Below are 22,248 nucleotides of genomic sequence, written 5' to 3' on the forward strand. Positions count from 1 at the left end.
TTTCGTGCCCCAAGCTGCATTTGGATCATGCTCGGCCGTTGCCCGCTCGGGGCGGCTGTGGTTGTCTCTCATCTGTCTGTTGCCATTGCTGTTCGGCTGTAGTGGGCTGCAACCGGCTGCGGACGCAGGCCGTGGCGATAGTGCCGACGGCTCGGTGCAGGCGCCTCCCGAACCCGATTGGCGCCGAACGCCGGATGGCTCCGAATCTCGCTTGGAAATCGGTCGTTCGGTTGCGGGAATGTCGCTTCCCGACTCATTCGTCTACAGCCTGGATCCCGTCGCCTTGCGCAAGGAGGTCGCTGGGGTTTGTGCCAAACGGGAGGGTGAACGGAATTTCCTGCGTTCGCTCGTGGCCGATCTCTATTTCTCCGGGGTCGACCCTGCCTCGGCGACCGAGGCGTTGTTGCTCGGGGACTGCGGAAAGGACGCCGAGATCCTGGAGGAGATGGCCGCTCAAGGTGGGACGGACAGCCGGGATGCGATTGCTCGGCGCGCCGTTTCCGTACTGGGGCTGCCGGCCAGGCGCCAGGTCGAGCGTGCATTGGACACCGGACTCGAGCGTCAGGTGAATCTGGTCGAGGCGGAAGAGGGACTGGATGGGGGCGGGTTGCCGGCCTATGGCATGTTCTATTTTCCCTCCACCGGTGAAGGACGAAGATTGGATGCCTCCGTCGCGCTCAATCGGCTGTTCGAGGAGGCCGTGCCTGGATACGGCATCTATACCTTCGTGCTCGTCGGGAAGGGGTTCTCGCGCTTGACTGGCGTGGATGCCGCCCGTTATCGCGAACTCTTTCGGCTGATCGAGACCTATGTGGCGACGACTCCGGAGGAACTCGGTGCCCCCAGTGCCGAGGCCCATGCCTTCCTGGTTCCCGTCGACCCGAGGCTCGACGGTCCGGCCCTGAGCGATCTGATTTCCCCCGAGCTGTCCGATTTTATGCGTGGCCAACTGCGCCGCGAATTGCGCCGAGATGGTCAGAAGACCTTGGCCGCGCGTCTCGATACGGAGAGTGGGCCCTTCCTGGTCGCCACGCTGGAGCCGGGCCTACTTCCCTCGTCTCCCCGCGCCCCGAGGTTGGTCGCCGATCTCTCGGGAGTCGGGCCCGAGTATCTCTACGCCGTCGTGGACGCCTACGATCGTCCCATTCCGATTGAATTCAGTGGCAACGCCAAGAGTCTGGCCTTGATTCGGGAGCGTCTGCTGCGTCTGCCGATCAAGTCGGATGCCAAGGATGACGAGAAGCCGACGCCCGGGGAGCGTTGGATTATCATGCTGGGTCATTTCGCTGGCGCGCCGGATCCGCTTCGGGCCGGACGCGTCGCCTGCACCCTCTTCCATTCGATCGAGCGACACAAGGCCTGAGGAGGCGGTCCAACCTTGTCATGAACATCATTCCATTCGGTATCGGTAGTCTGATTCGTTTTCTCATCGGGATATTTCTGTTGCAGGGCCTGACCGTGCTGCTCGTCTACACCGCCCTCAATACGGACTGGATGACGACGTGGCCATTGTTCGCTCTGATCGCGGCGGCGATCGGGTTCGTGGTGGCGCTTTGGTTCAATACCATCGTTTACGCCGATCGTCACCGGGCGGTGTCACGTGCGAGCGAGCGCTTCTCCAAGGAACGCGAAAAGATTCGGGTCAAGGCCGAGCAGCAGCGGGCGAAGGCGAGCCTGACCAGTGAGCGGGCGGCCTCGAAGGCCCGCAAGCGCAGCTCGGTGGGCATGAGTCTCAAGACCGGGGTCGTGGTGGGCGGTGCCGTTGGCGTCGGGGTGGCCATGATGCTGGCTCAATTCATGACGCTTGGTCTGGTGACCCTAACGGCGGCGGGTGGCGCCGCGCTCGGCTATGCGGTGCGGACCCGTCAGGAAAAGGTCATCAACTCCAAACGCCTCGCTGCGGAAGATCGCGTACTCAAGACGCTTGATGCCGAGCCGGCCAGAAGCGTTTTGCCTAGGCACAAAGCGAAGGATACCGAAGACCTGGATTGATCGAGCCTGGTTGGTTGGCGTCTGCCTTGTGGGCGCCTTGCGCTATTCCACGTACTGAACCCGGTTGCGTCCGGCTGTCTTGGCGTCGAGCAAGGCGAAGTCCGCGCGTCGGATCAGGTCATCCAGCTTTTCTCCCCTGCGACTGATGGCCACCCCGAAACTTGCGGTGACCTGACCGGCCGGGGCGATCTCATCTCCTGCGATCGCTTGACGCAAACGCTCGGCCAAATGGATGACGCCTTCTTGGGGGGTCTCGGGCGATAGAATGATGAATTCCTCTCCACCCCAGCGGGCGAAGAGGTCGACCTCGCGGAGCCCGCAGCGGATGCGCTCGGTCATCTCGACCAGCACGCGGTCGCCAATGTCGTGCCCGAATGCATCGTTGATCCGTTTGAATTTGTCGATGTCCAGCAGGATTACGCCGAAACCAGACTGATGGTAGCGGTCGGCGCGTGCGCGATAGTGCTCCGCGTAGCTGGTGAAGCTGCGGCGATTCAGGATGCCGGTGAGGGGATCGGTGGTGGCGAGCCGTTCGAGTTCGCGGTTTTGCATTTCGAGCTGCCGCTGAAAGGCGTTGTGGCGTAGATGGATGGCGACCCGCGCCAGGACCTCCTCGGCCTGAAAGGGTTTGGTGACATAGTCCACGGCACCGGACGAGAAGGCCCGGACCTTGTCTCCCGCGTCATTCAGTGCGCTGATGAAAATGATCGGGATATCCTTGGTGTCAGAATTCTGCTTGAGTCGATCGCAGAGCTCGAAGCCGTCAATGTCTGGCAGCCGGATGTCGAGCAGGATGAGGTCGGGGGGGGCAGTGAGTGCGGAGGTGAGCCCCATGTGACCGGTCGGCTGGCGGCGAACCCGGTAATCGGCGTCTTCGAGGATGCGGCCGAGTAGGTTGAGGTTTTCCGGTGCGTCATCCACGATCAGGATGGTGGCCGCCGTTGTGGGTTCTTCCAGAATCGTTGTCATCGTCGAGCCAGCTCAGAATCCTTTGATATTGGTAGTCGGCGGCCCAGTCTCGGAGCATGGCGGCAACGGCTGGGTGTTTCGGTTCGATGTTGTCGAGAGCGGCCTCGATACGTTTCGCATCACCGAGAATCAGTGGCTCAGTCAATAGGGAGTGTAGGTCCTTCGGCAGGGTTAGGTGCGATCCCGATTCCGTGTTGAACGTTTCGCAATTGTTGTCCTGCTCCTGAAACTTCAAGCCCAGGTGCTGTTCAAGCAGTGATTGGACGTCGCGGTTGCGGTAGGGTTTGCTCATAAAGCCGTCGAAGTCGGCGGAGAGGATTTGCTCTCGCTCGGCGCTTAGGGAGCTCGCGGTGATCGCGACGATCCTGCATGTCTTTCCCCCTGGCAGGGCGCGGATGCGGCGGGTTGCCTCCAATCCATCCATGACCGGCATACGGATATCCATCAGCACCAGATCGGGATGCCATTGCCTGAATGCCTCGACACCTTCGGCGCCATTGGTGGCCGTTCTCAGGTCGAGGCCTGCTGCCTTCAGAAGCGTCTCCAAGAGCAAGCGGTTGTTGGCGTTGTCTTCGACATTGAGGATGCGATACGCAGGCTGATTGGGCTCGGGTTGCGCCATAGGGAGAAATTCGGTCTGCGTCGAGGGGGAGGCGGGGACGTGCTCGGCGATGTCGAGCGGCAACCGTAAATGGAAGTGGGAGCCTGTGCCGACTGCGCTTTCGACCTCGATGCTCCCGCCAAGCAGGGTGGCGAATCGCTTGCTGATGGCGAGTCCGAGCCCGGTTCCCTCTCGCTCGCTGGTATCGATCTGCACGAAGGGCTCGAAAATGGATGCGAGCCGATCGGGAGGGATGCCTCTGCCGCTGTCCTTGATCTCGCAGAGAAGCGTTGGAGGATCCGATTCCGAGTGCTCGACAGAGATGGTTGCCCGAATGTGGCCGCGATCGGTGAATTTGATGGCGTTTCCCAGAAGATTGATCAGAATCTGCCGCAGCTTGCCTGCATCGGTCTGGATCGCCCTTGGAACCTCCGCCGAGCACTCGATCCGAAAGTCGAGTCCCTTCTGCTCGGCCTTTAGGGCGAACATGGAGGTTACGTCGTCCAGCAATTGCCGGAGATCGACTTGGGCAATCTGGGCTTCGAACTGCCCCGCCTCGATCTTGGACATGTCCAGTATGTCGTTGATCATGTCGAGTAGATGGTTGCCGCTGTGATTGATGATGCGCAGATAACCGTGTTGTTCGCTGGGGGTGCTCGGCATGTGGGCGATGAGTTCCGAGAAGCCCAGGATGGCATTCAGAGGCGTGCGCAGCTCGTGGGACATATGGGCGAGGAAGAGGCTTTTCGCGCGGTTGGCGGCCTCGGCGCGCTGCTTCTTGCCGACTTCCTCGCGAAAGATGTTGGCGGCCTTGGCCATGGCGCCGATCTCATCGGCACGATCGCCATAGGGAATCTCTGCATCCATCTGTCCCTCTGAGAGCTGGGTGAGCGTATTGCTCATGAGGATCAGCGGTCGCGTGATCCCTCGGGCGATACGCCAGGAGAGCGCTGCAGTCAGCAGAATGGTCAATCCGGAGAGGCTGAGGGTGATGTTGCGGGCCGTGCGGATATCCTGATCCATCTTGCGACGGAGTTCCGATTGCTGGGCCAGCGTGCAGTCCCTTAGGGTGTCGGCCAGTCGGTCGAGCTCGGCGGCCTCTCCGGCCATGACGACATAGATGAGGAAGAGGTAGGCGCGGGTCGATCGCACCATGCCGAAGAAGGCGGTGCGATATTGCTCCGCGAGCGCGTTCAGTTCCTCGATCGATTGGGTTTGCCCCGAATCCTGTGCGCTCTGTGCCACCTGCTTCAGATGGGCCTCGAAGGCATTCAGTCGGGCGAGCGCCGATTGCATCAAGGTCGAGTCGGGGGTGTTCTGGAAGGCGAGCGCATCCTGGTGGGCGAGCAGCAGATCCTCCAGCCCGAAGGTCAGCGTGGCGCCGATCGCGGGATCTTCGCGTTTCAGTGTCTGTTGGAGTCTTTGGATCAGGACGACCGCCCGTGCGTTTAGCGGGGTGAGTCCTTCGTCGGTCCAGCGGTCATGCCGTTTGCGTTCCTCGACCGCGCGATCGAAATTGTGTGCATAGAGTTCGAAGAGCTCAAGCATGCGCGTCAGGAGCTGGCGCTGTTCCGGGTTGTCGAGGTTGTCGTTGACCTCCTCCATCCGTTGGCGCAGTTCGGTTACCAAACCCCGTACCCGGATGACGATCCCCGAATAACCCGAATAGGTGAAGGCGAGGACCCGTCGCTGTAGATCGGTCATGCGCAGCTCGATATCGAGAATCGTGTCGGTTTGGGCCGTGAGCCATTCTGAGCGCCGGAATTGCTCGTTCGAGTGCTGCAATCCCATGTGGTCGATGAGTGTGACGGCGATCAATGCGATCAGGACTAAACTGAAGCCGAGCCCTATCCGTGGTCCGATGGGCAGGTTGGCGAGCGCGCCGGGGGCGCGGTGGCGGGCTTCGGTCGTCATGCGAGCAGTAGCTCGTACCAGCGTGGCAGGCTGTATTCGTAGGTGTTCATCACCGTGTTCCAAACCGCGACGTTGCTGAAACGCTGCCAATAGGACCCGCCATTGCGCAGGCTGCCGGCGCGCACGGCGATCGCTCCGTCCGGGCCAGGGAGATCGGTCGCCGCCGGCTTGCCGTCGTACCAGTAGTCCCATTCGTTTGGGGTGAGTTGCGCGCGGGCCGGCTCGGGAACCGAGATGTAATAGCCCTGGCGCGCGACGAAGGCCCCAGGCCAGCCGGACAGCCACCAGTTCATGTAGTCGTAGGCGGCGTCGAGCGCGCGTCCCTGGCAGCGCGATGACAGACACATGACGCCGTGCCAGGCTCGATAGCCTTCTCGGGGCGCGGCATAGACGGCTGAAATTCCGGACTCGTTGAGGTCCGTGATGGCAGGCGAGAACATGCTGGCGATGGCAGCGCGACCGCTGCGCATCATCTCGACCGATTCGGGCACCTCGCTCCAGAAGCCGCTGAAATGTCCGGCGAGCTTCAAGGAGATCAGGATCTCGAACAGCCGATCGATCTCGGCCTTGGTGAGCTCGCCGATATCTTCGAACTCGATCAGGCCGCGAGCCTGGGCGGCAAGCGCCATATCGAACAGACCGATCGTCGGATCATTGACGAGGGCGACGCGCCCGCGCCACCGAGGATCCAGCATCCAGCCCCAACTCTCGGTTTCGTAGGGTGTGCCGGTCGGTACGATGCGCGTGTCGTAGCCGAAGGCATCGACGTTGTGTACATAGGGAAGAAAGCTGATTCGCCCTGTTGGATCCGGGCCGAGCGCCCCGTTCGGTTGGACGTTGATCAGCTTGCAGGGCGCGTCGCCGCGCCCAATTGGGGCGTCGGGCGTCAGTCTGCCGGTCTTGGCGAGGTCGCTGGCCGCATCCCAGAGGGCGATGCGTCGCGTCTCGATCGCCTGGATGCTCTGGGCTCGCCAGAGGATCTTGATACTGTTCGACCATTGCTCGTAGACATCGAAACTGTCCGGATCGGACGATGCCTGATACAAAATCTCGGCGTTGCCTCCAGGCATGAAGACCAGATCGATGCCGAGATCCTGCTCCGCTTGACGTCTGATGGCCTCGCGCAGCGTGACGTGCGTTCCGAGCACACGGAGCCTGACTCGTCCCTTGGTGTGAATGAAGGGAGCGCCAATGGCTTGAATCGGTTCGAGCGCCAATCCCGCCATCGCCTGGCAGAGGGCTCTGCGTCGAGACGAGGTCGGGCGCGTCTTCGGGGAATCGTCTGCCGAGGGCCAGCGCATCGCGTCGTTCCTAGATTACCGGTATAGCCGCGCGGTAGGCGCGCTCTTCTAACGGGTAAATCTAGACGCTAAATCGCCATCGCTCTCCGAATGGAGCGATTTCGATCAGTGCGAGGATGTGAGCTTGAGTCCGGCGATTCCGGCGATGATGAGTCCGACGAAGAAAAAACGGGCGAGCGTCGCTGGCTCCGCGAAGAGCCAGATGCCAAGGCTAAAAGCCCCCACAGCGCCGATGCCGGTCCAGACGGCATAGGCGGTTCCCATCGGAATGGTTTTCTGGGCGAGCAGTAGGAAGGCCCCGCTCGCTGTCATGCAGAGGATGGCGAAGACTATCCAGCCCCATCTGAGACCGGTCGGCGAGAGTCCATATTTCAGGCCGACGGGCCAACCCCATTCGCAGGCACCAGCGAGCGCGAGATAGATCCATGCCAGCGAGTTGGCCGAGGCGCTCACTTCTTGGCGGCCCCGTCATCCGCTGTCGCGGTCGTGTCGGTGGTCGCGGGCTCGGTGGAGTCCTGGTCCTCCGGCTTGGGTGCAAACTCGCAGGTACGCGCGCACTCTTGGTATTGTGTCTCGCAGATGCCCATGTCCGCGCCCAGGCAGTCTACGGGCTCGAGGCAGCGACCGTATGCGGTGCCTTGGCAGGCGTTGTCGGACGTCACCGTTGGGCTCAGTACGTGCGTTTGGCATTCCTGCTCGCGTAGTTCTTGGCGCGCGGCGCATTGGCTTTGCGCCAGTTCGCAACGCTCCATGCAGGCGGAAGCTGCGTTTTTGACGGTGGGCGTGGATGGTTGGCTCTGGCAGCCGGTGATCGCGATCAGGGTCAATGCCGCAGAGAAGCCGAGCACTTTGGTGTACATTGATTGGGCGCGATTCGGATAGGTCGACGATGGCATCAGGGAATCTCCTAGAGAAATACCGGGCACTCTACCACAGGTCTGGCCGGGGCTCGGGGATGCGCCAGGTCGCGATTTCGAGCGGAAATCGTTTCGGGGCGTGGCGCCGAGAGGGTTCCAGTCCACCCTTCCGTTCGGGCCTTTCGCGCTTGATCCAGACGCAATGAGTGCGCCACTTTTGAGCAGTCGTTCGAAGTCGGAATATAATCGGTCGGTGATATCAATTGCGTCGGCAATCGATCTTTTCCGTTCGGGGGGGAATCCCCATGTGGGCTAGACCCGCATTCCGAGGGGGAGGGTGCGAGCGCGGGGAGTTGAATCGAATCCTCATGGGCGTATATTAAAAACCTAGCAATACAGTCAAGATATGGAGCCAGGAGCGATGACCTCAGCCCGAGCCGTCGATGACATCGTCAAGTCGGAATACGAACACGGGTTCTCGACCGAGATCGAGTCAGATACCTTGCCGCCCGGTTTGAACGAGGATGTCGTGCGCGCCATTTCGTTACGCAAAGGCGAGCCGGCGTTCATGACCGAGTGGCGTCTGAAGGCGTATCGTCACTGGCTCACCATGCGTGAGCCCGAGTGGGCGATGGTGCAGTATCCGAAGATCGATTTTCAGTCGATCTCCTATTTCTCGGCGCCGAAGCGTCCCGAGGACGGGCCCCAGAGTCTCGACGAGGTCGATCCGCTCTTGCTCGAAACCTACGAGAAACTCGGCATTCCGATCGAAGAGCAGAAGGCGCTCGCCGGCATTGCGGTCGACGCCGTGTTCGACAGCGTGTCGATCGCGACCACCTTTCGCAAGACCCTGTCCGAGGCGGGCGTCATCTTTTGCTCCATCTCCGAGGCGGTCCACGAATACCCGGATCTGGTGAAGCCCTATTTGGGATCCGTGGTGCCCCATACGGACAATTATTACGCCTGTCTCAATGCTGCCGTCTTCAGCGACGGGACCTTCGTCTACATCCCCAAGGGTGTGCGTTGTCCTATGGAGTTGAGCACCTATTTCCGCATCAACGCCCGCAATACCGGCCAGTTCGAGCGCACCCTGATCGTCGCCGAGGCTGGCAGCTACGTCAGTTATCTCGAAGGTTGCACCGCACCGCAGCGTGACGAGAACCAGCTCCATGCGGCGGTGGTCGAGCTGATCGCGATGGACGATGCCGAGATCAAATATTCCACGGTCCAGAACTGGTATCCCGGCGATGCGCAGGGCAAGGGCGGCATCTACAACTTCGTCACCAAGCGTGGCGACTGCCGTGGCGCGCGCTCCAAGATTTCCTGGACCCAGGTCGAGACCGGCTCGGCCATCACCTGGAAGTATCCGAGCTGTCTGTTGCGTGGCGACGATTCGGTCGGCGAGTTCTATTCGGTCGCCGTGACCAAGGGGCGCCAGCAGGCCGATACCGGGACCAAGATGATCCACATCGGCAAGAACACCAGCTCGACCATCGTGTCCAAGGGGATCTCGGCCGGCGAGGGTCAGCAGACTTACCGGGGGCTGGTGCGCATCAGCCAGCGCGCCGAGAACGCGCGCAACCATACACAATGCGATTCGCTGCTGATCGGGGACCGTTGCAGCGCCAACACGGTGCCCTATATCGAGGTCAAGCATCCCTCGGCCAAGATGGAGCACGAGGCGACCACCTCGAAGATCAGCGAGGATCAGCTTTTCTATTGCCGCTCGCGCGGCCTCACCGAGGAAGACGCCGTCTCCATGATCGTGAATGGCTTCTGCAAGGAGGTCTTCAACGAGCTGCCGATGGAGTTCGCGGTCGAGGCCCAGAAGCTTTTGAGCATCAGTCTCGAAGGCGCGGTCGGTTAAACGCACATTTGGAGTGGACGATGCTGTCTGTCAAAGGCCTCAAGGCCAACGTGGGTGACAAAGAAATCCTGAAGGGGCTGGACCTGGAGGTCGCCCCAGGCGAGGTGCATGCCATCATGGGGCCGAACGGCGCGGGCAAGAGCACGCTGTCTCATGTGCTGTCCGGTCGCGAGGGCTATTCGGTGACCGCCGGTTCGGCGACCTTCCTGGGGCAGGATCTCCTGGCGCTGGAGCCGGAGGAACGCGCCCAGATCGGGCTCTTTCTCGCTTTTCAGTATCCGGTCGAACTGCCCGGCGTCAACAACACCTATTTCCTCAAGGCGGCGCTCAACAGCCTCCGCAAGGCGCGCGGCGAGCCCGAGCTGGACGCGGTGTCCTTCCTGCGTCTCATCAAGGAAAAGCTCAAGATCCTGGATCTGGACGACGCCCTGCTGAAACGTGCGGTCAACGCCGGTTTCTCGGGTGGCGAGAAGAAGCGTAACGAAATCTTCCAGATGGCCCTATTGGAGCCCAGGCTGGCCATTCTCGACGAGACCGACTCGGGTCTCGACATCGACGCGTTGCGCGTGGTTGCCGATGGGGTCAATGCATTGCGCAGCCCCGAGCGGTCCATGATCGTCGTCACCCACTATCAGCGTCTGCTCGACTACATCCAGCCCGATTATGTCCACGTCTTGGCCAAGGGACGGATCATCCGTTCCGGTGGCAAGGAACTGGCGCTCGAACTCGAAGAAAAGGGCTACGGCTGGATCGACTCGGAGGGGCAAGCGGCATGAGCGACGAGGCGTTCACTGGCTTCGCGGGTTGGTTGGCCGAGCCGGACGCTCCTTCGGTCGAGGTGCGTCCGGATTGGCTTGAGGCCCAGCGCTCGTTCGCCCGCGAGCGGCTGGTTGGGCTCGACGTTCCCAACTCCAAGACCGAGTCCTGGCGCTATACCAGTCTCAAGGGGCTGATGGAACAGGATTTCGTCCGAGCCGGCGAGGACATGAGCGCCTTGCAGCCGGACGACCTGGAGGAGGTCTTGATTCCGGGGCTGGACGCCTATCGCATCCTGTTGGTCAACGGTCGCTATCTGCCCGAGCTGTCGGCGCACGAGGATCTGCCGTCCGGGGTGCGTGTCGCCGGACTGCGCGACCTGATCGCCAACGAGCCCGATCTCCTGCGCGCACACCTGAACGCCGTGGCGCCGACCGATTCTCAGCCGCTGTTCGCTGCCCTCAATACGGCGGGGCTGGATGACGGGCTCGTCCTCTTCGTCGCGCGCGGCGTGGCCTTGGAGCGTCCGATCGAGCTGATCCATCTGTCGGTTGGCCTCGACGAGCCGCGCGTGGCGCAGCCGCGTCATCTGGTGGTGCTGGAGGATGGTGCTCAGGCGACGCTGATCGAGCGTTATGTCAGCCTCGGTGAGTCGATCTACTGCACCAACTCGGTTCTCGAACTGGCATTGGGACGCGATGCGCTGCTCAAGCACGACCGCATCCAGATGGAGAGCCCGAATGCCTTTCATATCACCGGACTCTATCTGACCCAGTCAGCCAACAGCCGCTATCAGGGGGTCAACATCGGGCTAGGCGCCAGTTGGTCGCGGACCGATCTGAACTGCCGTTTCCAGGGCGAGCATGCCGAATGCGACCTCCAGGGGCTCTATCTCGCCGGCGATCGCCAGTTGATGGATTATCACCTGGATGTCTTGCACGCGTTGCCCAACTGCAGCAGCCGCGAGACCTTCAAGGGCATTCTTTACGGGCGCGGACGGGCGGTTTTCGATGGACGCGTCTTCGTCGCGCCACAGGCGCAGAAGACGGATGCGGCCATGTCCAACCGCAACCTATTGCTCTCCGAGCATTCCGAGGTGGATACCAAGCCGCAGCTCGAAATCAGCGCCGACGACGTCAAGTGCAGCCACGGGACGACGGTCGGGCAGATCGAGCCCGAGATGCTCTTCTATCTGCGCTCGCGCGGTATCGGCGCATCCTTGGCAAGACGCATGCTGTGTCTCGGTTTCGCCGATGAGGTCGTCCAGCGGTTGAGCTCGGATGCCTTGCGCGACTATGTGTCGGAGCAGGTCGGTCAGCGACTCGAATCTGCCCCGATGAATTGATCCATGAGCATCGAGAGTATCCGGTTGCGCGGATCCGTTGAGTTTTGCGCTAGGTTTACGCCATTAGCGTTGTCGAGAGGTTGAACATGAACAGATTGGCCCGTTTCGCCGGTTTCGGGCGGCATGATGATGATACGTCTGACGAGACAGAGCGCCTGGACGTGGATAGGGACGTCGCTGTCGAGCAGATGGATGCCGAGGCGCTGCGGGAGCCCATCATCGCAGCGTTGCGGATGGTCCACGACCCCGAGATCCCGATCAACATCTACGATCTCGGGCTGATCTACCGCATCGATATTGCTGGCGACGGCGACGTCAAGGTCGACATGACCCTGACCGCCCCAGCCTGTCCGGTGGCTGGCATGATGCCCTTGATGGTCAGGGATGCGGTCGCTCGGGTCGAGGGCGTAGGCGAGGTCCAGGTGGAACTCGTCTGGGATCCGCCTTGGAATCAGAACAACATGAGCGACGAGGCGCGATTGCAGCTCGGGCTTATGTGAGGATGCGCGTCCAGGGTGAGTGTCAGGCGTGGAAGACGCAGAGCGGGACCATGAGTTCCGCCCTGGAAAGCCCGCCGTGGACGCCGATCTGCGCGTATGGCCGCTCGCTCGGCAGGTGTTGATGGATCACGCCCTGGCCGCGCGGCAGTAGACAATAATCGCCGATTCGATCCGCGAATCTCGGGTGCTCGCATCCCAGCCCGAACAGCTCCGCTTCTACCAACGCTCGGCTGGGCACGAGGTCGACTCGATCCCCCAGCCGCTCCTGGCAATAGGCCGCGAAGCCTGCGCCGCGACCCTCGCGCAGATAGCAGAAGGCGGCCCTAGGCTCACCGCAGAGCGGTAGCAGCAAGGCATCCTCCAGCTCGGGATGATCGGCCAGGTCTAGGATATCGGCTGGCGTGGTGTCGATCTGACCGTGGTCTGCCGTCACCATCACCAAGGTGTCCGTCCCCTTGATGGCCGCGAGGAATGTCTCGACCGCCCGCTCGATCTGGCCGAGGTGGTCCGCTGTCTCCGTGCCTTCCATCCCGCGTTCGTGACCCAGGCTGTCCAGCTTCGGCCAATACAGATAGCAATAGGTCGAGTCCGGTTGCGCGCGCTTGCCCCAGCGCGATTGGGGCCTGAGTGCCCGTGCGGTCTGGCGGAACATGTCGCCGAGATCCTGGTAGGGGAGGATCTCGGCCGATCCAGCATGCGACAGATTGAAGTCGGAGCGGGCGATGAAATTGGGCGAGACGCAGAGACCGCGTGCCTGGATGCGGTCGAAGACCGAGGTGTGGCCGAACAGTTGGATCGGATCGATTCCGGCCTGACGATAGGAAATGCCGCCATATCGGGGCGTTCCGGGCAAAACGGTCATGACGCTACCCAGTTCGCGCAGATAGGTGAACCAGCCGGTCAGGCCGTGCTGAAGCGGGGCTTCTCCAGTGAGGAAGGTCGTGATCGCGGCGGCCGTGGTCGGCGGGAACACCGAGGTGATGGCGCCGCGAAGCCCCTGGCTCAGGATTCCGTTCGGTGAGCGTCGAGCCAACCAATCGGCGCCGAGTCCATCGATGACCAGCAGGACGAGATTGGTCGGCTGGCTTAGTTCCTCGACTGGAAGCAGGTCCAGAGGCGCGTAGTCGGAATACCCGCCGCGCGACTGGAGGATGCTGCTCATGAGGTTGACGATGCCGCCACCCCGATAGTCTGGCTTGAACAGATCTGGTTTCGGCATTCGCCTCGTCCCCCGTTTGATGCGCGCCCTGAGCGATGAGGGCGGGACGTCTCGGGGCCATTCTCACGCACCTGGGTGCGCGAGAACAATGGGTGAGGCTCAGTAGAGTGCCGCGAGTTCTTCGTCCGACAACTGCATGACCTCCTGTTCCAGAAGCGTGATCGCTTCCAGCAGTGTGCGCGACACGGCGAGCAGGTTCTGCATCATGATGTCGGCTTCCTGCCGGCGCTTCTTGTCCAGTTGGCCCTTGGAGCCGAAGAGTCGCTGGAGCATCGAGCGATCGTCTTCGCTGAAGAGGGTCTGGAAGATCTTCATGTAGATCTGATGCAATGTCTCATGCGGGACATCGATCGCCTCGTAGGCGCTCAGGTTGCTCAGTACCTGGCCTGGCCCGTAATACCATTTCCCGAACTTGCAGGTGGTGTGGACAACGGGGACATGATCCTGGTCGACCGGTAGCCCCGCGATCAGTGCCTGTGCATAGGAGCGCCATTGGATGTGTGCGGTCTTGGCCGCGCGTAGCTGCGTCAGTATTTCTTTCTTCGTCATCCACTCATCCTCTTGAGTCTTTGTCTTCTTCATTCCCGCTGGGGCATTCCGGCTAGATGATCGCAGTATTGGCACAATGTTCGTTGCGAACTACTCCGCGTTTTCGGGTTGTAACGAATGGATTGGACCGGTGCGGCATCTGTGTCGCGCTCGCTGTGGAGCCTCGGTCTCGGCCATGGGAGGGACGATCGCTGTGTCGGCGTGCTCGACCTGATCGGTCTCGGGGGAGGCTATGTTGAGATCGGCTCTATCGCGCTCCATGTGAGGTTCCGGAGAATTTCTGCGCTGCGACCTGCCGGGTCATTTCAAAGGGGGCTGAATGCCGTCGAAACCCAGTACCTGTTATGAGTGCGATGCCAACTGTCCGATCGAGGTCGAGCTCGACGCGGCCGGCGAGCCGGTTGGAATCAAGGGGCCGGACTGTCCCCGTTGTTACGCCCAGATCGACCGCCGCGAGCATCCGCAGCGTCTGCTCCATCCGCTGAGACGGGTGGGACCGAAGGGGAGTGGGGAGTTCGAGCGGATCTCCTGGGACGAGGCGCTCGACACCATCGCCGAGCGACTGCAGGCGATCAGGGCGGAGCAGGGTGCGCCGACGGTGGCCTTCTTCGCCGGCTATACCAAGGAGGTGCGGCCCCAGCTCCAGCGTCTGGCGCACGCCTTCGGGTCGCCGAACTATCTGACCGAGAGCGGCTGCTGCTTCTCGGCCACCATGGTCGCGGAGAAGGTCACCTTCGGCTACAAGATCAAGACCACCTCGACCGTGGTCTCGCCCAAGACGCGCTGCCATTTGGTCTGGTCGACCAACCCACGCGGCTCCATTCCACCCTTCGACAGCCATCCGCTCGCCAACATTCGAACCGCTGCTCAGGGGCTGGATGGACCGACCCGACGGCTGATCGTAGTCGACCCGCGTCGCACGCCCCTAGCCGAGCGGGCGGACATCCATCTGCAGATCCGACCGGGCACGGACGGCGCGCTGGCGCTTGGATTCCATCATCTGATTTTCGCCAACGGCTGGCAGGATCAGGCGTTCCTGGATGAATGGGCGAATGGCGTGGAAGCCTTTCGCGATTATGTCCGAGCCTTCGATCCGGCGCGCGTGGCCGGGATCTGCGGGATCGACGAGGCGGACCTCCGCGCGGCGGCTGAGCTGTTCGCAACCACGCGTCCGGCTCAGCTCAATCTGTCGCCGACCTCGACCGTGCAGCACAGCAACGGCTTTCAGAACCACCGCGCGCTCATCCTGCTGTCGGCGGTGACCGGCAATCTGGATCGCGAAGGGGGCAACCGCTTCTTCAACGACAAGGTGATGCCCAAGCCGATCGAGCTGTTCGACTATTGCCGCACTGAATTGCCGCCGCGTATCGGCGACGAGGTCTATCCGGTCTGGACCCGCTATTGGCCGGCGGGCCAGAGTATGTTGCTGCCCGACTGCATTCTGGACGGACGGCCGCAGCCAGTGCGCGCCCTGGTGGCCATGGGTATCAATACCGCCATGTGGCCCAACTCCAAACGCATGGAGCGGGCGCTGGGCGCGCTCGATTTCTTCGTCGCGACCGATTTCTTTCACAACCCGGCGACCCTGCAGGCGGATATCGTCCTGCCGGCGGCGACCAATCTGGAGCGACCGGCGCTCATCGCCTATCCGGGCTGCGCCTATCAGGGCGAGCTGCGCTATCGGCGCGCGGTCGTCCCGCCCAAGGGCGAGGCGCGTCCCGATGGGGAGATCTTTCTCGAACTGGGTGTGCGGCTCGGGATGGGCGAGCGTTTCTGGCAGGGCGATCTGGAGGCGGCCTGGGCCGAGGCGGCCGAGGGCATCCCGGACGAGATTCGCGAGGAGGTCTACGCGAACCCGAATGGCGTGACCGTCTACGCCGACGCCATTGAGGAGCTGGTCGAGCATGGTTTCCTGGATGCCGAGCGGCTCTATCGGTTGCGCGGCTTTCCCACCGCGAGCGGTAAGGTGGAATTCGATTCGGAGGAATTGCGCGCCGCCGGTCACGAGGGTCTGCCCGTTTATCGCGAACCGGCCGAGAGCCCCGTCTCTACCCCGGAGATTGCGTGCGACTATCCGCTTGTGCTGACCAGTGGGGCGCGGACCAAATTTGCGACCCACTCTCAGCATCAATATCTGGAGCGGATGCGCCCTGGCATACCCGATCCGCTGATCGAGATCCATCCCGAGGACGCCGGTGCGCGCGGGATTCGGGATGGCGCCTGGGTGAGCGTGCGTTCGCCGCGTGGGGCGGTCCGTTTCGTTGCGCGAATCACGGACCGGGTCAAGCCGGGCGTGGTCCATTGCGCTCATGGATGGAACCACGCCAATGTCAACGAATTGATCGACGATCGCTATCTGGATCCGATCAGCGGCTTTCCGCCCTTCAAGTCGAGCCTATGTGAGGTGGCGTCCGTTTCGGATTCGAGCTGAGAGAGGAGGATCTAATGCCCTTCGTCGGAGTGCAGTCGGGAAGAGAGAACCTGTTCCAGCCCCAGCCGCGCGTCACTGTGGCCGTGAACGATGCAGCGGCCTGGCGTCTGAATCCGGATCATCGCCAGGTCTACGACAAGCTGAGTCTCGCGCTGGCTGCCGGCTTGCGTGCGGCCCCTTGCGGCGTGGATCCGATCGATTGCGGCGTTGCGCCCGACGCGCGTGTATTTGTGAAGCCTGTCGTCAACCTGGCTGGGATGGCGCTGAATGCCCGCTCCGTTCCCGCCGACCGGGTGCCGATGGAGCCGGGCAGCTTCTGGTGCGAGCATCTGATCGGCGAGCACCTGAGCAGCGATTGTCTGGTGCGCGATGGCGAGCCGCTCTGGTTCGCGCACACACGCGCATCGCGCCTCAAGGATCGCGAGCGCCCGGTCTATTGGGATGTCGGGGGCGAACTCGGGGATGAGGAGTCGGTACTGGTGGATATGATTCGGCGGTGCCTGCCTGGCTACACCGGGCTATGCAATCTGGAGATGATCGGCGGGCGTCCCATCGAGATGCATCTGCGCGGCTCCAATGGATTTTTCGACCTCTATGGATCGGAGTTCATTCCTGCCTGGGTCGCGCTCGTCGATGGCGAGTCGTTCGCGCCGCCGCCTCCTGTTTCAGGGGGATTGGTGATCTCCTTGTTCGGCACGGAGCCGCCGTCCGCCGAGCAGATCGCGCGTGTCCGCGAGGCGGACGGACGGTTGCAACTGGATGTGCATGCCCCGGACCGCGCGGCGATCGTGCGTTGTCACGACCGACGCTTGGGGATGCGGTTGGTGCGCGAACTGGGCCTGGACGGCTGAGATCAGAGTTTCGGTATCTCGATGGGGTCGCGCTTCTCCGGGTTGTGGCGGTAGAAGGCCGCCACGTTGCCGATGCGGGAGATGAGATCGGCCTGGGTTCGCTCCCGGATGACCTCGATCGCCGCGTCGCGGTCCTCGCGATCGCCCGCGTTGATCTTGATCTTGAGCAGTTCGTGGTGGTCGAGCGCGATCTCGATCTCGGCCAGAACCGACTCGCTGATGCCGTGCTGGCCGACGGTGACCACCGGCTTGAGGTGGTGGACCTGCTTCTTGAGCCAGCGTTTCTGTTTTTCAGTGATATTCATGTATTTCCGGGGACTCGTCTCTGGGGCGGGTCTAGCGTGAGGTTGGGCGTTCGTCCGTTCGCCGCATGCTGGTTCCACGCTCGGCCTCGACGGGCATTGGGTCTGGGCATCCGGCAAGGATGCCGCGCTGAGACGTCTGGGACGATTTCGTGGCGTGGAGGCGGCGAGAGGGGGCACCATTCTAATACCCAACGCGTGACGATGATACGGCCGAATCTAGGGTGGGTCGGGTGACAGCTGGCCGGCGGGCGTGTCGGTGTCGGTGGAGTTGCCGATCTTGAGCGGACACCTTTGGGCGTCACGACAGGATGATGCTGCAAACCGTTTGCGAAGCACGGCGGTTTACCCTTCGGATGGGCAAGACTAGAATGCCCAACCTTTCTGAATTCGAACTCCGCGCGTGGGAGTGAACTTGGCTCAAGTATCCGATCTTCGATTTCTGGTGACGCCGGGCGGCTCGTTGCAGGGACGTCTGCGCGTGCCTGGCGACAAGTCCATTTCTCATCGTTCCATCATGCTCTCTGCGATCGCCGAGGGCGAGACGCACATCACCGGTTTCCTCGAAGGGGCCGACGCCCTGGCGACCCTTGCGGCCTTTCGGCGCATGGGTGTCGAGATCGAAGGGCCAAGCGACGGCGAGGTCCGAGTGCGCGGCGTGGGTTTGCGGGGGCTGAGCGCGCCGGACGGTCCGTTGGACCTGGGCAATTCGGGTACCTCCATGCGCTTGCTCTCCGGTCTGTTGGCTGGTCAGTCCTTCGCGACGACCCTGATCGGCGACGCCTCGCTGACCAAGCGCCCGATGCGCCGGGTCACGGAGCCGTTGGCTGCCATGGGCGCCCGTATCCAGACCACCGAAACCGGAACCGCTCCACTCGGGATCGAGCCCGTCTCCAGCCTGAGCAGTATGCAGTACGCCATGCCGGTTGCCAGCGCTCAGGTCAAATCCTGTCTGTTGCTCGCCGGGCTCTATGCCGACGGCGAGACCTGCGTCACCGAGCCGGCTCCAACCCGCGACCACACCGAGCGCATGCTGACCGCCTTCGGCTACTCCGTGCGCACGCATGGCTCCCGTGTCTGTCTCAAGGGCGGTGGGCGTCTACAAGGCTGTCGCTTGCGGGTTCCGGCGGACATCTCCTCGGCGGCCTTCTTCCTCGTTGGCGCCAGTATCGCGCCGGATTCGGATCTGACCCTCGAATCCGTGGGGATCAATCCGACGCGTGTCGGTGTGATCAATATCCTGCGATTGATGGGGGCGGATATCGAGCTGATCGACCGGCGTATCGAGGGCGGCGAGCCGGTGGCCGACATCCGGGTGCGTTCGGCGTCGCTCAAGGGCATTCGCATTCCCGAGGATCAGGTTCCCTTGGCGATCGACGAATTTCCCGCGCTCTTCATTGCGGCCGCCTGTGCCGAGGGCGAGACCCTGCTGACGGGTGCCGAGGAGCTTCGCGTCAAGGAGAGCGATCGGATTCAGGTGATGGCCGATGGTTTGGCGCGGCTGGGGATCGAGGCCGAGCCTCGTGCGGACGGTATGCGTATCGTCGGCGGCACGCTCGGCTCGACGCTGGCCTCCGAGGGTGGAGCCATCGATGCCCATGGCGATCACCGTATCGCCATGGCCTTCGCCATCGCCGGGTTGCGTGCGAGCGGACCGGTCGAGATCCGGGATTGTCTGAACGTCGAGACCTCATTCCCGGGGTTCGCCGGCCTCGCGGCCGGGATCGGTCTGGGGATTCGGGAGGTTCGAGCGTGATTCCCGTCATCACCATCGACGGTCCGTCCGGGACCGGAAAGGGAACCCTCACCGACCTGCTCGCCGAGCGTTTGGGCTGGTGCAGCCTCGACAGCGGGGCGCTCTATCGGGTCTTGGGTGTCGCCGCGCGACGCCAGGGCGTTGCGCTGGAGGATGCCGACGCTTTGGCAGGGCTTGCCGACAGCTTGCCGGTGCGCTTCGTTTCCGGTCGAGTTCTGCTCGGCGAGGACGATGTCTCGGCGGAGATCCGCACGGAAGAGGCCGGAATGGCCGCCTCCAAGGTGGCCGCGCACCCCGAGGTGCGTGCCAGGCTGCTCGACTGGCAGCGCCGCATGGCCCGCGAGCCCGGTCTGGTTGCGGATGGGCGCGACATGGGAACCGTCGTATTTCCCGCCGCGCCGCTCAAGATCTTCCTCGACGCCAGCCCCGAGGTGCGCGCCGAGCGTCGATATAAACAGTTGAAAGGCAAGGGGTTGGATGCTAACCTCCCCCAACTTGTACGAGACATTCGTGAGCGGGATGCGCGTGATCGCAATCGTCCGGTGGCCCCTTTGTGCGCGGCCGATGATGCGATCCTTGTCGATTCTACCGCCATGTCTATCGCTGAAGTGCTCGATCGGGTTCTGGAAGAGGTGAGGCGCGTCTTCCCGAAACTGGTCCCTTGATGGGTGGGCGTATTGTCCTGCGGCAATCCGTGGGCTCGGGCGTCCTCTTATTGGTGGGTCGGTGCAGAATGCGCCGGCCTTTTCGTTTATTTAAATACCCCTCGCTCCGGATGGGGCGGGATAGCGCGCCGTTCTCAGGATAACTGGATCTCATGACCGAAAGCTTTGCCGAACTTTTTGAACAGAGTCTGAATACTACCCAGCTGCAGCCGGGAACCATCGTCGTCGGAACCGTGATCGAGATCACCTCCGACAACGTCGTCATCAATGCCGGGCTCAAGTCCGAGGGCATCGTTCCTCGTAGTCAGTTCCTGTCGCCCGAAGGTGAGCTGGAGGTTGCCGTCGGCGACGAAGTGGAAGTCGCACTGGATGCCGTCGAAGACGGCTTCGGCGTCACCCGCCTGTCCCGTGAGAAGGCAAAGCGTTTCGCCGCGTGGGACTTCCTGGAGAAGGCATTCGAGAACGCGGATACCGTCAAGGGCATGATCAACGGCAAGGTCAAGGGCGGTTTCACCGTCGACCTGGGTACCGTGCGTGCCTTCCTGCCAGGCTCCCTGGTCGACGTGCGTCCGGTGCGCGACACCACCTACCTCGAAGGCAAGGAGCAGGAATTCAAGGTCATCAAGCTCGACCGCAAGCGCAACAACGTGGTCGTCTCCCGCCGTGCCGTGGTGGAAGAGGAATACAGCGCCGAACGCGAGCAGCTTCTCAAGAACCTGGAAGAGGGCATGGAAGTCAAGGGTGTGGTCAAGAACCTCACCGACTACGGCGCCTTCCTGGATCTGGGCGGTATCGACGGCCTGCTGCACATCACCGACATGGCCTGGCGTCGCGTCAAGCATCCGTCCGAGGTCGTCGAGATCGGCGACGAGATCAGCGTCAAGGTGCTCAAGTTCGATCGCGAGCGTCAGCGCGTCTCTCTCGGCCTCAAGCAGATGGGCGAGGATCCGTGGGTCAACATCTCGCGTCGCTATCCCGAAAGCACCCGTGTTTTCGGTAAGGTCACCAACATTGCCGACTACGGCTGCTTCGTCGAGATCGAAGAGGGCGTCGAAGGTCTGGTGCACGTCTCCGAGATGGACTGGACCAACAAGAACATCCATCCGAGCAAGGTCGTGGCCCTGGGCGACGAGGTCGAGGTCATGGTGCTGGATATCGACGAGGAGCGTCGCCGCATCTCGCTCGGCATCAAGCAGTGCGCCATGAATCCTTGGGACGAGTTCGCCGTGACCCACAAGAAGGGCGATCACGTTTCCGGCAAGATCAAGTCGATCACCGACTTCGGTATCTTCATCGGTCTGGACGGCGGCATCGACGGCCTGGTCCACCTCTCCGATATCTCTTGGGACGAGGCCGGCGAGCAGGCACTGCGTCGCTACAAGAAGGGCGATGAGCTCGAGACCGTCGTCCTGTCGGTCGATCCCGAGCGCGAGCGCATCTCGCTCGGCGTCAAGCAGCTCGACAAGGATCCCTTCTCCAGCTTCGTGGCGTTGCATGAGAAGGGTAGCGTCGTGACCGGCGTGATCGCCGATGTCGATGCCAAGGGTGCGACCATCACCCTGGCCGACGGTGTCGAAGGTTACCTGCGTGCCTCCGAGATCTCGCGCGATCGTATCGAGGACGCACGTTCGGTGCTGAAGATCGGTGAAGAGGTCGAGGCCAAGTTCCTCGGCGTCGATCGCAAGAACCGCAGCCTGTCGCTGTCGATGAAGGCGAAGGACATGGAAGACGAGCAGACCGCAATGAAGGGCTACTCGCGTGAGGCCTCCAATGGCACTGCGACCCTGGGTGACATCCTGAAGGAGCAGATGGAAGAGGCTCAGCGGGGCAACTGATTTCCGCTGTTCCACTGTGAGTGTGGGGCCCGTCATGGGCCCCACTGGCTTTTCCCAGGAGTCGAAACCATGACGAAATCGGAGCTGATCGACATTCTGGCCGCCGAGCAGGACCATCTTCCTTATAAAGATGTCGAAGAGGCCGTCAGAAAGATCCTCGAGCGTATGAGCACCGCGCTCGCGTCCGGTGAGCGAATCGAGATTCGCGGATTCGGAAGCTTTTCGCTGCACTACCGCCCGCCGCGCATTGGGCGCAACCCCAAGACAGGCGACTCGGTGTCGCTGGCTGGCAAGCACGTACCCCATTTCAAGCCCGGAAAGGAACTGAGAGATCGCGTCAATCAGGCCTTCCAGGCGACCCTCGACGGTCAAGCGTCTTCCTCGGAAGACGGCGAGTCCTCGTCGGATGAGGAGCTGGAACGCGTTCCAGTCGCGGTATCCCGCTAATTCGACGCTTCGAGGCATCCCATTCGCGGTGCCTTCTTCGCTTGAGATCGTAACCCTTCGTTCGTCGATCGGACCCATTCAGCCCGGTCCT

Annotated in this window: 20 protein-coding genes; 12 read left to right on the top strand and 8 right to left on the bottom strand. The window is 62.3% G+C overall.

Features of this window, described 5'->3' with window-relative positions:
* Nucleotides 1-61 precede the first annotated feature (61 nt).
* Nucleotides 62-1,363 (top strand): hypothetical protein, encoded by a 1,302-nt coding sequence (locus tag ACFSJC_RS01345; protein WP_386022094.1) that lies wholly within the window; start codon nt 62-64, stop codon nt 1,361-1,363.
* A 20-nt stretch (nt 1,364-1,383) separates the two neighbouring features.
* Nucleotides 1,384-1,992 (top strand): hypothetical protein, encoded by a 609-nt coding sequence (locus ACFSJC_RS01350; protein ID WP_386022096.1) that lies wholly within the window; start codon nt 1,384-1,386, stop codon nt 1,990-1,992.
* 42 nt (nt 1,993-2,034) lie between these two features.
* On the opposite strand, the gene ACFSJC_RS01355 is transcribed toward ACFSJC_RS01350, so the two are convergent.
* From ACFSJC_RS01355 to ACFSJC_RS01375, 5 genes are all read right to left on the bottom strand, one after another.
* Nucleotides 2,035-2,961 (bottom strand): diguanylate cyclase, encoded by a 927-nt coding sequence (locus tag ACFSJC_RS01355; RefSeq protein WP_386022099.1) that lies wholly within the window; start codon nt 2,959-2,961, stop codon nt 2,035-2,037.
* Nucleotides 2,906-5,476 carry an ATP-binding protein gene (locus ACFSJC_RS01360; RefSeq protein WP_386022102.1) on the bottom strand — a complete coding sequence of 857 codons (2,571 nt, stop codon included), beginning with the start codon at nt 5,474-5,476 and terminating at the stop codon, nt 2,906-2,908. Before ACFSJC_RS01360 ends, ACFSJC_RS01355 begins: the two co-directional genes overlap by 56 nt.
* Nucleotides 5,473-6,624, bottom strand: coding sequence for an ABC transporter substrate-binding protein (locus tag ACFSJC_RS01365; RefSeq protein ID WP_386022104.1), 1,152 nt, complete (start codon nt 6,622-6,624; stop codon nt 5,473-5,475). The genes ACFSJC_RS01360 and ACFSJC_RS01365 overlap by 4 nt, the downstream gene beginning before the upstream one ends.
* A 258-nt stretch (nt 6,625-6,882) precedes the next feature.
* Entirely contained in the window at nt 6,883-7,209 is a 327-nt protein-coding gene (locus tag ACFSJC_RS01370) for a DMT family transporter (RefSeq protein WP_386022251.1), read from the bottom strand.
* A 17-nt stretch (nt 7,210-7,226) separates the two neighbouring features.
* The gene (locus ACFSJC_RS01375; protein WP_386022107.1) at nt 7,227-7,673 is read right to left on the bottom strand and encodes a hypothetical protein; all 447 of its coding nucleotides are present in this window, start codon (nt 7,671-7,673) and stop codon (nt 7,227-7,229) included.
* Between the two features lie 382 nt (nt 7,674-8,055).
* Between ACFSJC_RS01375 and sufB the strand changes: the two genes are divergently transcribed.
* From sufB to ACFSJC_RS01395, 4 genes are all read left to right on the top strand, one after another.
* Nucleotides 8,056-9,501, top strand: a complete 1,446-nt coding sequence (gene sufB, locus ACFSJC_RS01380) for a Fe-S cluster assembly protein SufB (RefSeq protein WP_386022110.1) — start codon at nt 8,056-8,058, stop codon at nt 9,499-9,501.
* A gap of 20 nt (nt 9,502-9,521) precedes the next feature.
* Nucleotides 9,522-10,277 carry a Fe-S cluster assembly ATPase SufC gene (gene sufC, locus ACFSJC_RS01385; RefSeq protein WP_386022113.1) on the top strand — a complete coding sequence of 252 codons (756 nt, stop codon included), beginning with the start codon at nt 9,522-9,524 and terminating at the stop codon, nt 10,275-10,277.
* Nucleotides 10,274-11,602 carry a Fe-S cluster assembly protein SufD gene (gene sufD / locus ACFSJC_RS01390; protein ID WP_386022116.1) on the top strand — a complete coding sequence of 443 codons (1,329 nt, stop codon included), beginning with the start codon at nt 10,274-10,276 and terminating at the stop codon, nt 11,600-11,602. The genes sufC and sufD overlap by 4 nt, the downstream gene beginning before the upstream one ends.
* An 86-nt stretch (nt 11,603-11,688) precedes the next feature.
* The gene (locus ACFSJC_RS01395) at nt 11,689-12,102 is read left to right on the top strand and encodes an SUF system Fe-S cluster assembly protein (protein WP_386022119.1); all 414 of its coding nucleotides are present in this window, start codon (nt 11,689-11,691) and stop codon (nt 12,100-12,102) included.
* Nucleotides 12,103-12,124: 22 nt separating this feature from the next.
* On the opposite strand, the gene ACFSJC_RS01400 is transcribed toward ACFSJC_RS01395, so the two are convergent.
* Together ACFSJC_RS01400 and ACFSJC_RS01405 are read right to left on the bottom strand one after the other, a co-directional pair.
* Nucleotides 12,125-13,321 carry an alkaline phosphatase family protein gene (locus tag ACFSJC_RS01400; protein WP_386022120.1) on the bottom strand — a complete coding sequence of 399 codons (1,197 nt, stop codon included), beginning with the start codon at nt 13,319-13,321 and terminating at the stop codon, nt 12,125-12,127.
* A gap of 99 nt (nt 13,322-13,420) precedes the next feature.
* Nucleotides 13,421-13,870 (bottom strand): CZB domain-containing protein, encoded by a 450-nt coding sequence (locus ACFSJC_RS01405; protein WP_386022123.1) that lies wholly within the window; start codon nt 13,868-13,870, stop codon nt 13,421-13,423.
* A 319-nt stretch (nt 13,871-14,189) separates the two neighbouring features.
* Between ACFSJC_RS01405 and ACFSJC_RS01410 the strand changes: the two genes are divergently transcribed.
* Both ACFSJC_RS01410 and ACFSJC_RS01415 read left to right on the top strand, forming a co-directional pair.
* Nucleotides 14,190-16,301: a molybdopterin-containing oxidoreductase family protein gene (locus ACFSJC_RS01410; protein ID WP_386022125.1), complete on the top strand. Its 2,112-nt coding sequence runs from the start codon at nt 14,190-14,192 to the stop codon at nt 16,299-16,301.
* A 14-nt stretch (nt 16,302-16,315) separates the two neighbouring features.
* A complete protein-coding gene (locus tag ACFSJC_RS01415) occupies nt 16,316-17,152 on the top strand; it encodes a hypothetical protein (protein ID WP_386022128.1) in 837 nt (278 codons plus the stop codon).
* 2 nt (nt 17,153-17,154) lie between these two features.
* Here the strand turns inward: ACFSJC_RS01415 and yhbY are convergent, their stop codons facing one another.
* Entirely contained in the window at nt 17,155-17,457 is a 303-nt protein-coding gene (gene yhbY, locus ACFSJC_RS01420) for a ribosome assembly RNA-binding protein YhbY (RefSeq protein WP_386022131.1), read from the bottom strand.
* A 412-nt stretch (nt 17,458-17,869) separates the two neighbouring features.
* Here yhbY and aroA point away from each other — a divergent pair, with 412 nt between their 5' ends.
* The 4 genes from aroA to ihfB all read left to right on the top strand — a co-directional run bounded on the left by aroA (nt 17,870) and on the right by ihfB (nt 22,157).
* The gene (gene aroA, locus ACFSJC_RS01425; protein ID WP_386022134.1) at nt 17,870-19,210 is read left to right on the top strand and encodes a 3-phosphoshikimate 1-carboxyvinyltransferase; all 1,341 of its coding nucleotides are present in this window, start codon (nt 17,870-17,872) and stop codon (nt 19,208-19,210) included.
* Entirely contained in the window at nt 19,207-19,875 is a 669-nt protein-coding gene (cmk, locus tag ACFSJC_RS01430) for a (d)CMP kinase (RefSeq protein WP_386022137.1), read from the top strand. The genes aroA and cmk overlap by 4 nt, the downstream gene beginning before the upstream one ends.
* Before the next feature lie 152 nt (nt 19,876-20,027).
* Entirely contained in the window at nt 20,028-21,710 is a 1,683-nt protein-coding gene (rpsA, locus tag ACFSJC_RS01435) for a 30S ribosomal protein S1 (RefSeq protein ID WP_386022140.1), read from the top strand.
* 69 nt (nt 21,711-21,779) lie between these two features.
* A complete protein-coding gene (gene ihfB / locus ACFSJC_RS01440; protein WP_386022143.1) occupies nt 21,780-22,157 on the top strand; it encodes an integration host factor subunit beta in 378 nt (125 codons plus the stop codon).
* Nucleotides 22,158-22,248 lie beyond the last annotated feature (91 nt).

The sequence above is a fragment of the Thiorhodococcus fuscus genome (assembly GCF_042682685.1).
In the GTDB taxonomy this organism is placed as follows: Bacteria; Pseudomonadota; Gammaproteobacteria; order Chromatiales; family Chromatiaceae; genus Imhoffiella; species Imhoffiella fuscus.

Coding starts and splice junctions, on each gene's coding strand:
- ACFSJC_RS01350 (WP_386022096.1), top strand. CDS start 1,384: ATGAACATCATTCCATTCGGTATCGGTAGTCTGATTCGTTTTCTCATC.
- ACFSJC_RS01355 (WP_386022099.1), bottom strand. CDS start 2,961: ATGACAACGATTCTGGAAGAACCCACAACGGCGGCCACCATCCTGATC.
- ACFSJC_RS01360 (WP_386022102.1), bottom strand. CDS start 5,476: ATGACGACCGAAGCCCGCCACCGCGCCCCCGGCGCGCTCGCCAACCTG.
- ACFSJC_RS01375 (WP_386022107.1), bottom strand. CDS start 7,673: ATGCCATCGTCGACCTATCCGAATCGCGCCCAATCAATGTACACCAAA.
- sufB (WP_386022110.1), top strand. CDS start 8,056: ATGACCTCAGCCCGAGCCGTCGATGACATCGTCAAGTCGGAATACGAA.
- sufC (WP_386022113.1), top strand. CDS start 9,522: ATGCTGTCTGTCAAAGGCCTCAAGGCCAACGTGGGTGACAAAGAAATC.
- sufD (WP_386022116.1), top strand. CDS start 10,274: ATGAGCGACGAGGCGTTCACTGGCTTCGCGGGTTGGTTGGCCGAGCCG.
- ACFSJC_RS01395 (WP_386022119.1), top strand. CDS start 11,689: ATGAACAGATTGGCCCGTTTCGCCGGTTTCGGGCGGCATGATGATGAT.
- ACFSJC_RS01400 (WP_386022120.1), bottom strand. CDS start 13,321: ATGCCGAAACCAGATCTGTTCAAGCCAGACTATCGGGGTGGCGGCATC.
- ACFSJC_RS01405 (WP_386022123.1), bottom strand. CDS start 13,870: ATGACGAAGAAAGAAATACTGACGCAGCTACGCGCGGCCAAGACCGCA.
- ACFSJC_RS01410 (WP_386022125.1), top strand. CDS start 14,190: ATGCCGTCGAAACCCAGTACCTGTTATGAGTGCGATGCCAACTGTCCG.
- ACFSJC_RS01415 (WP_386022128.1), top strand. CDS start 16,316: ATGCCCTTCGTCGGAGTGCAGTCGGGAAGAGAGAACCTGTTCCAGCCC.
- yhbY (WP_386022131.1), bottom strand. CDS start 17,457: ATGAATATCACTGAAAAACAGAAACGCTGGCTCAAGAAGCAGGTCCAC.
- rpsA (WP_386022140.1), top strand. CDS start 20,028: ATGACCGAAAGCTTTGCCGAACTTTTTGAACAGAGTCTGAATACTACC.
- ihfB (WP_386022143.1), top strand. CDS start 21,780: ATGACGAAATCGGAGCTGATCGACATTCTGGCCGCCGAGCAGGACCAT.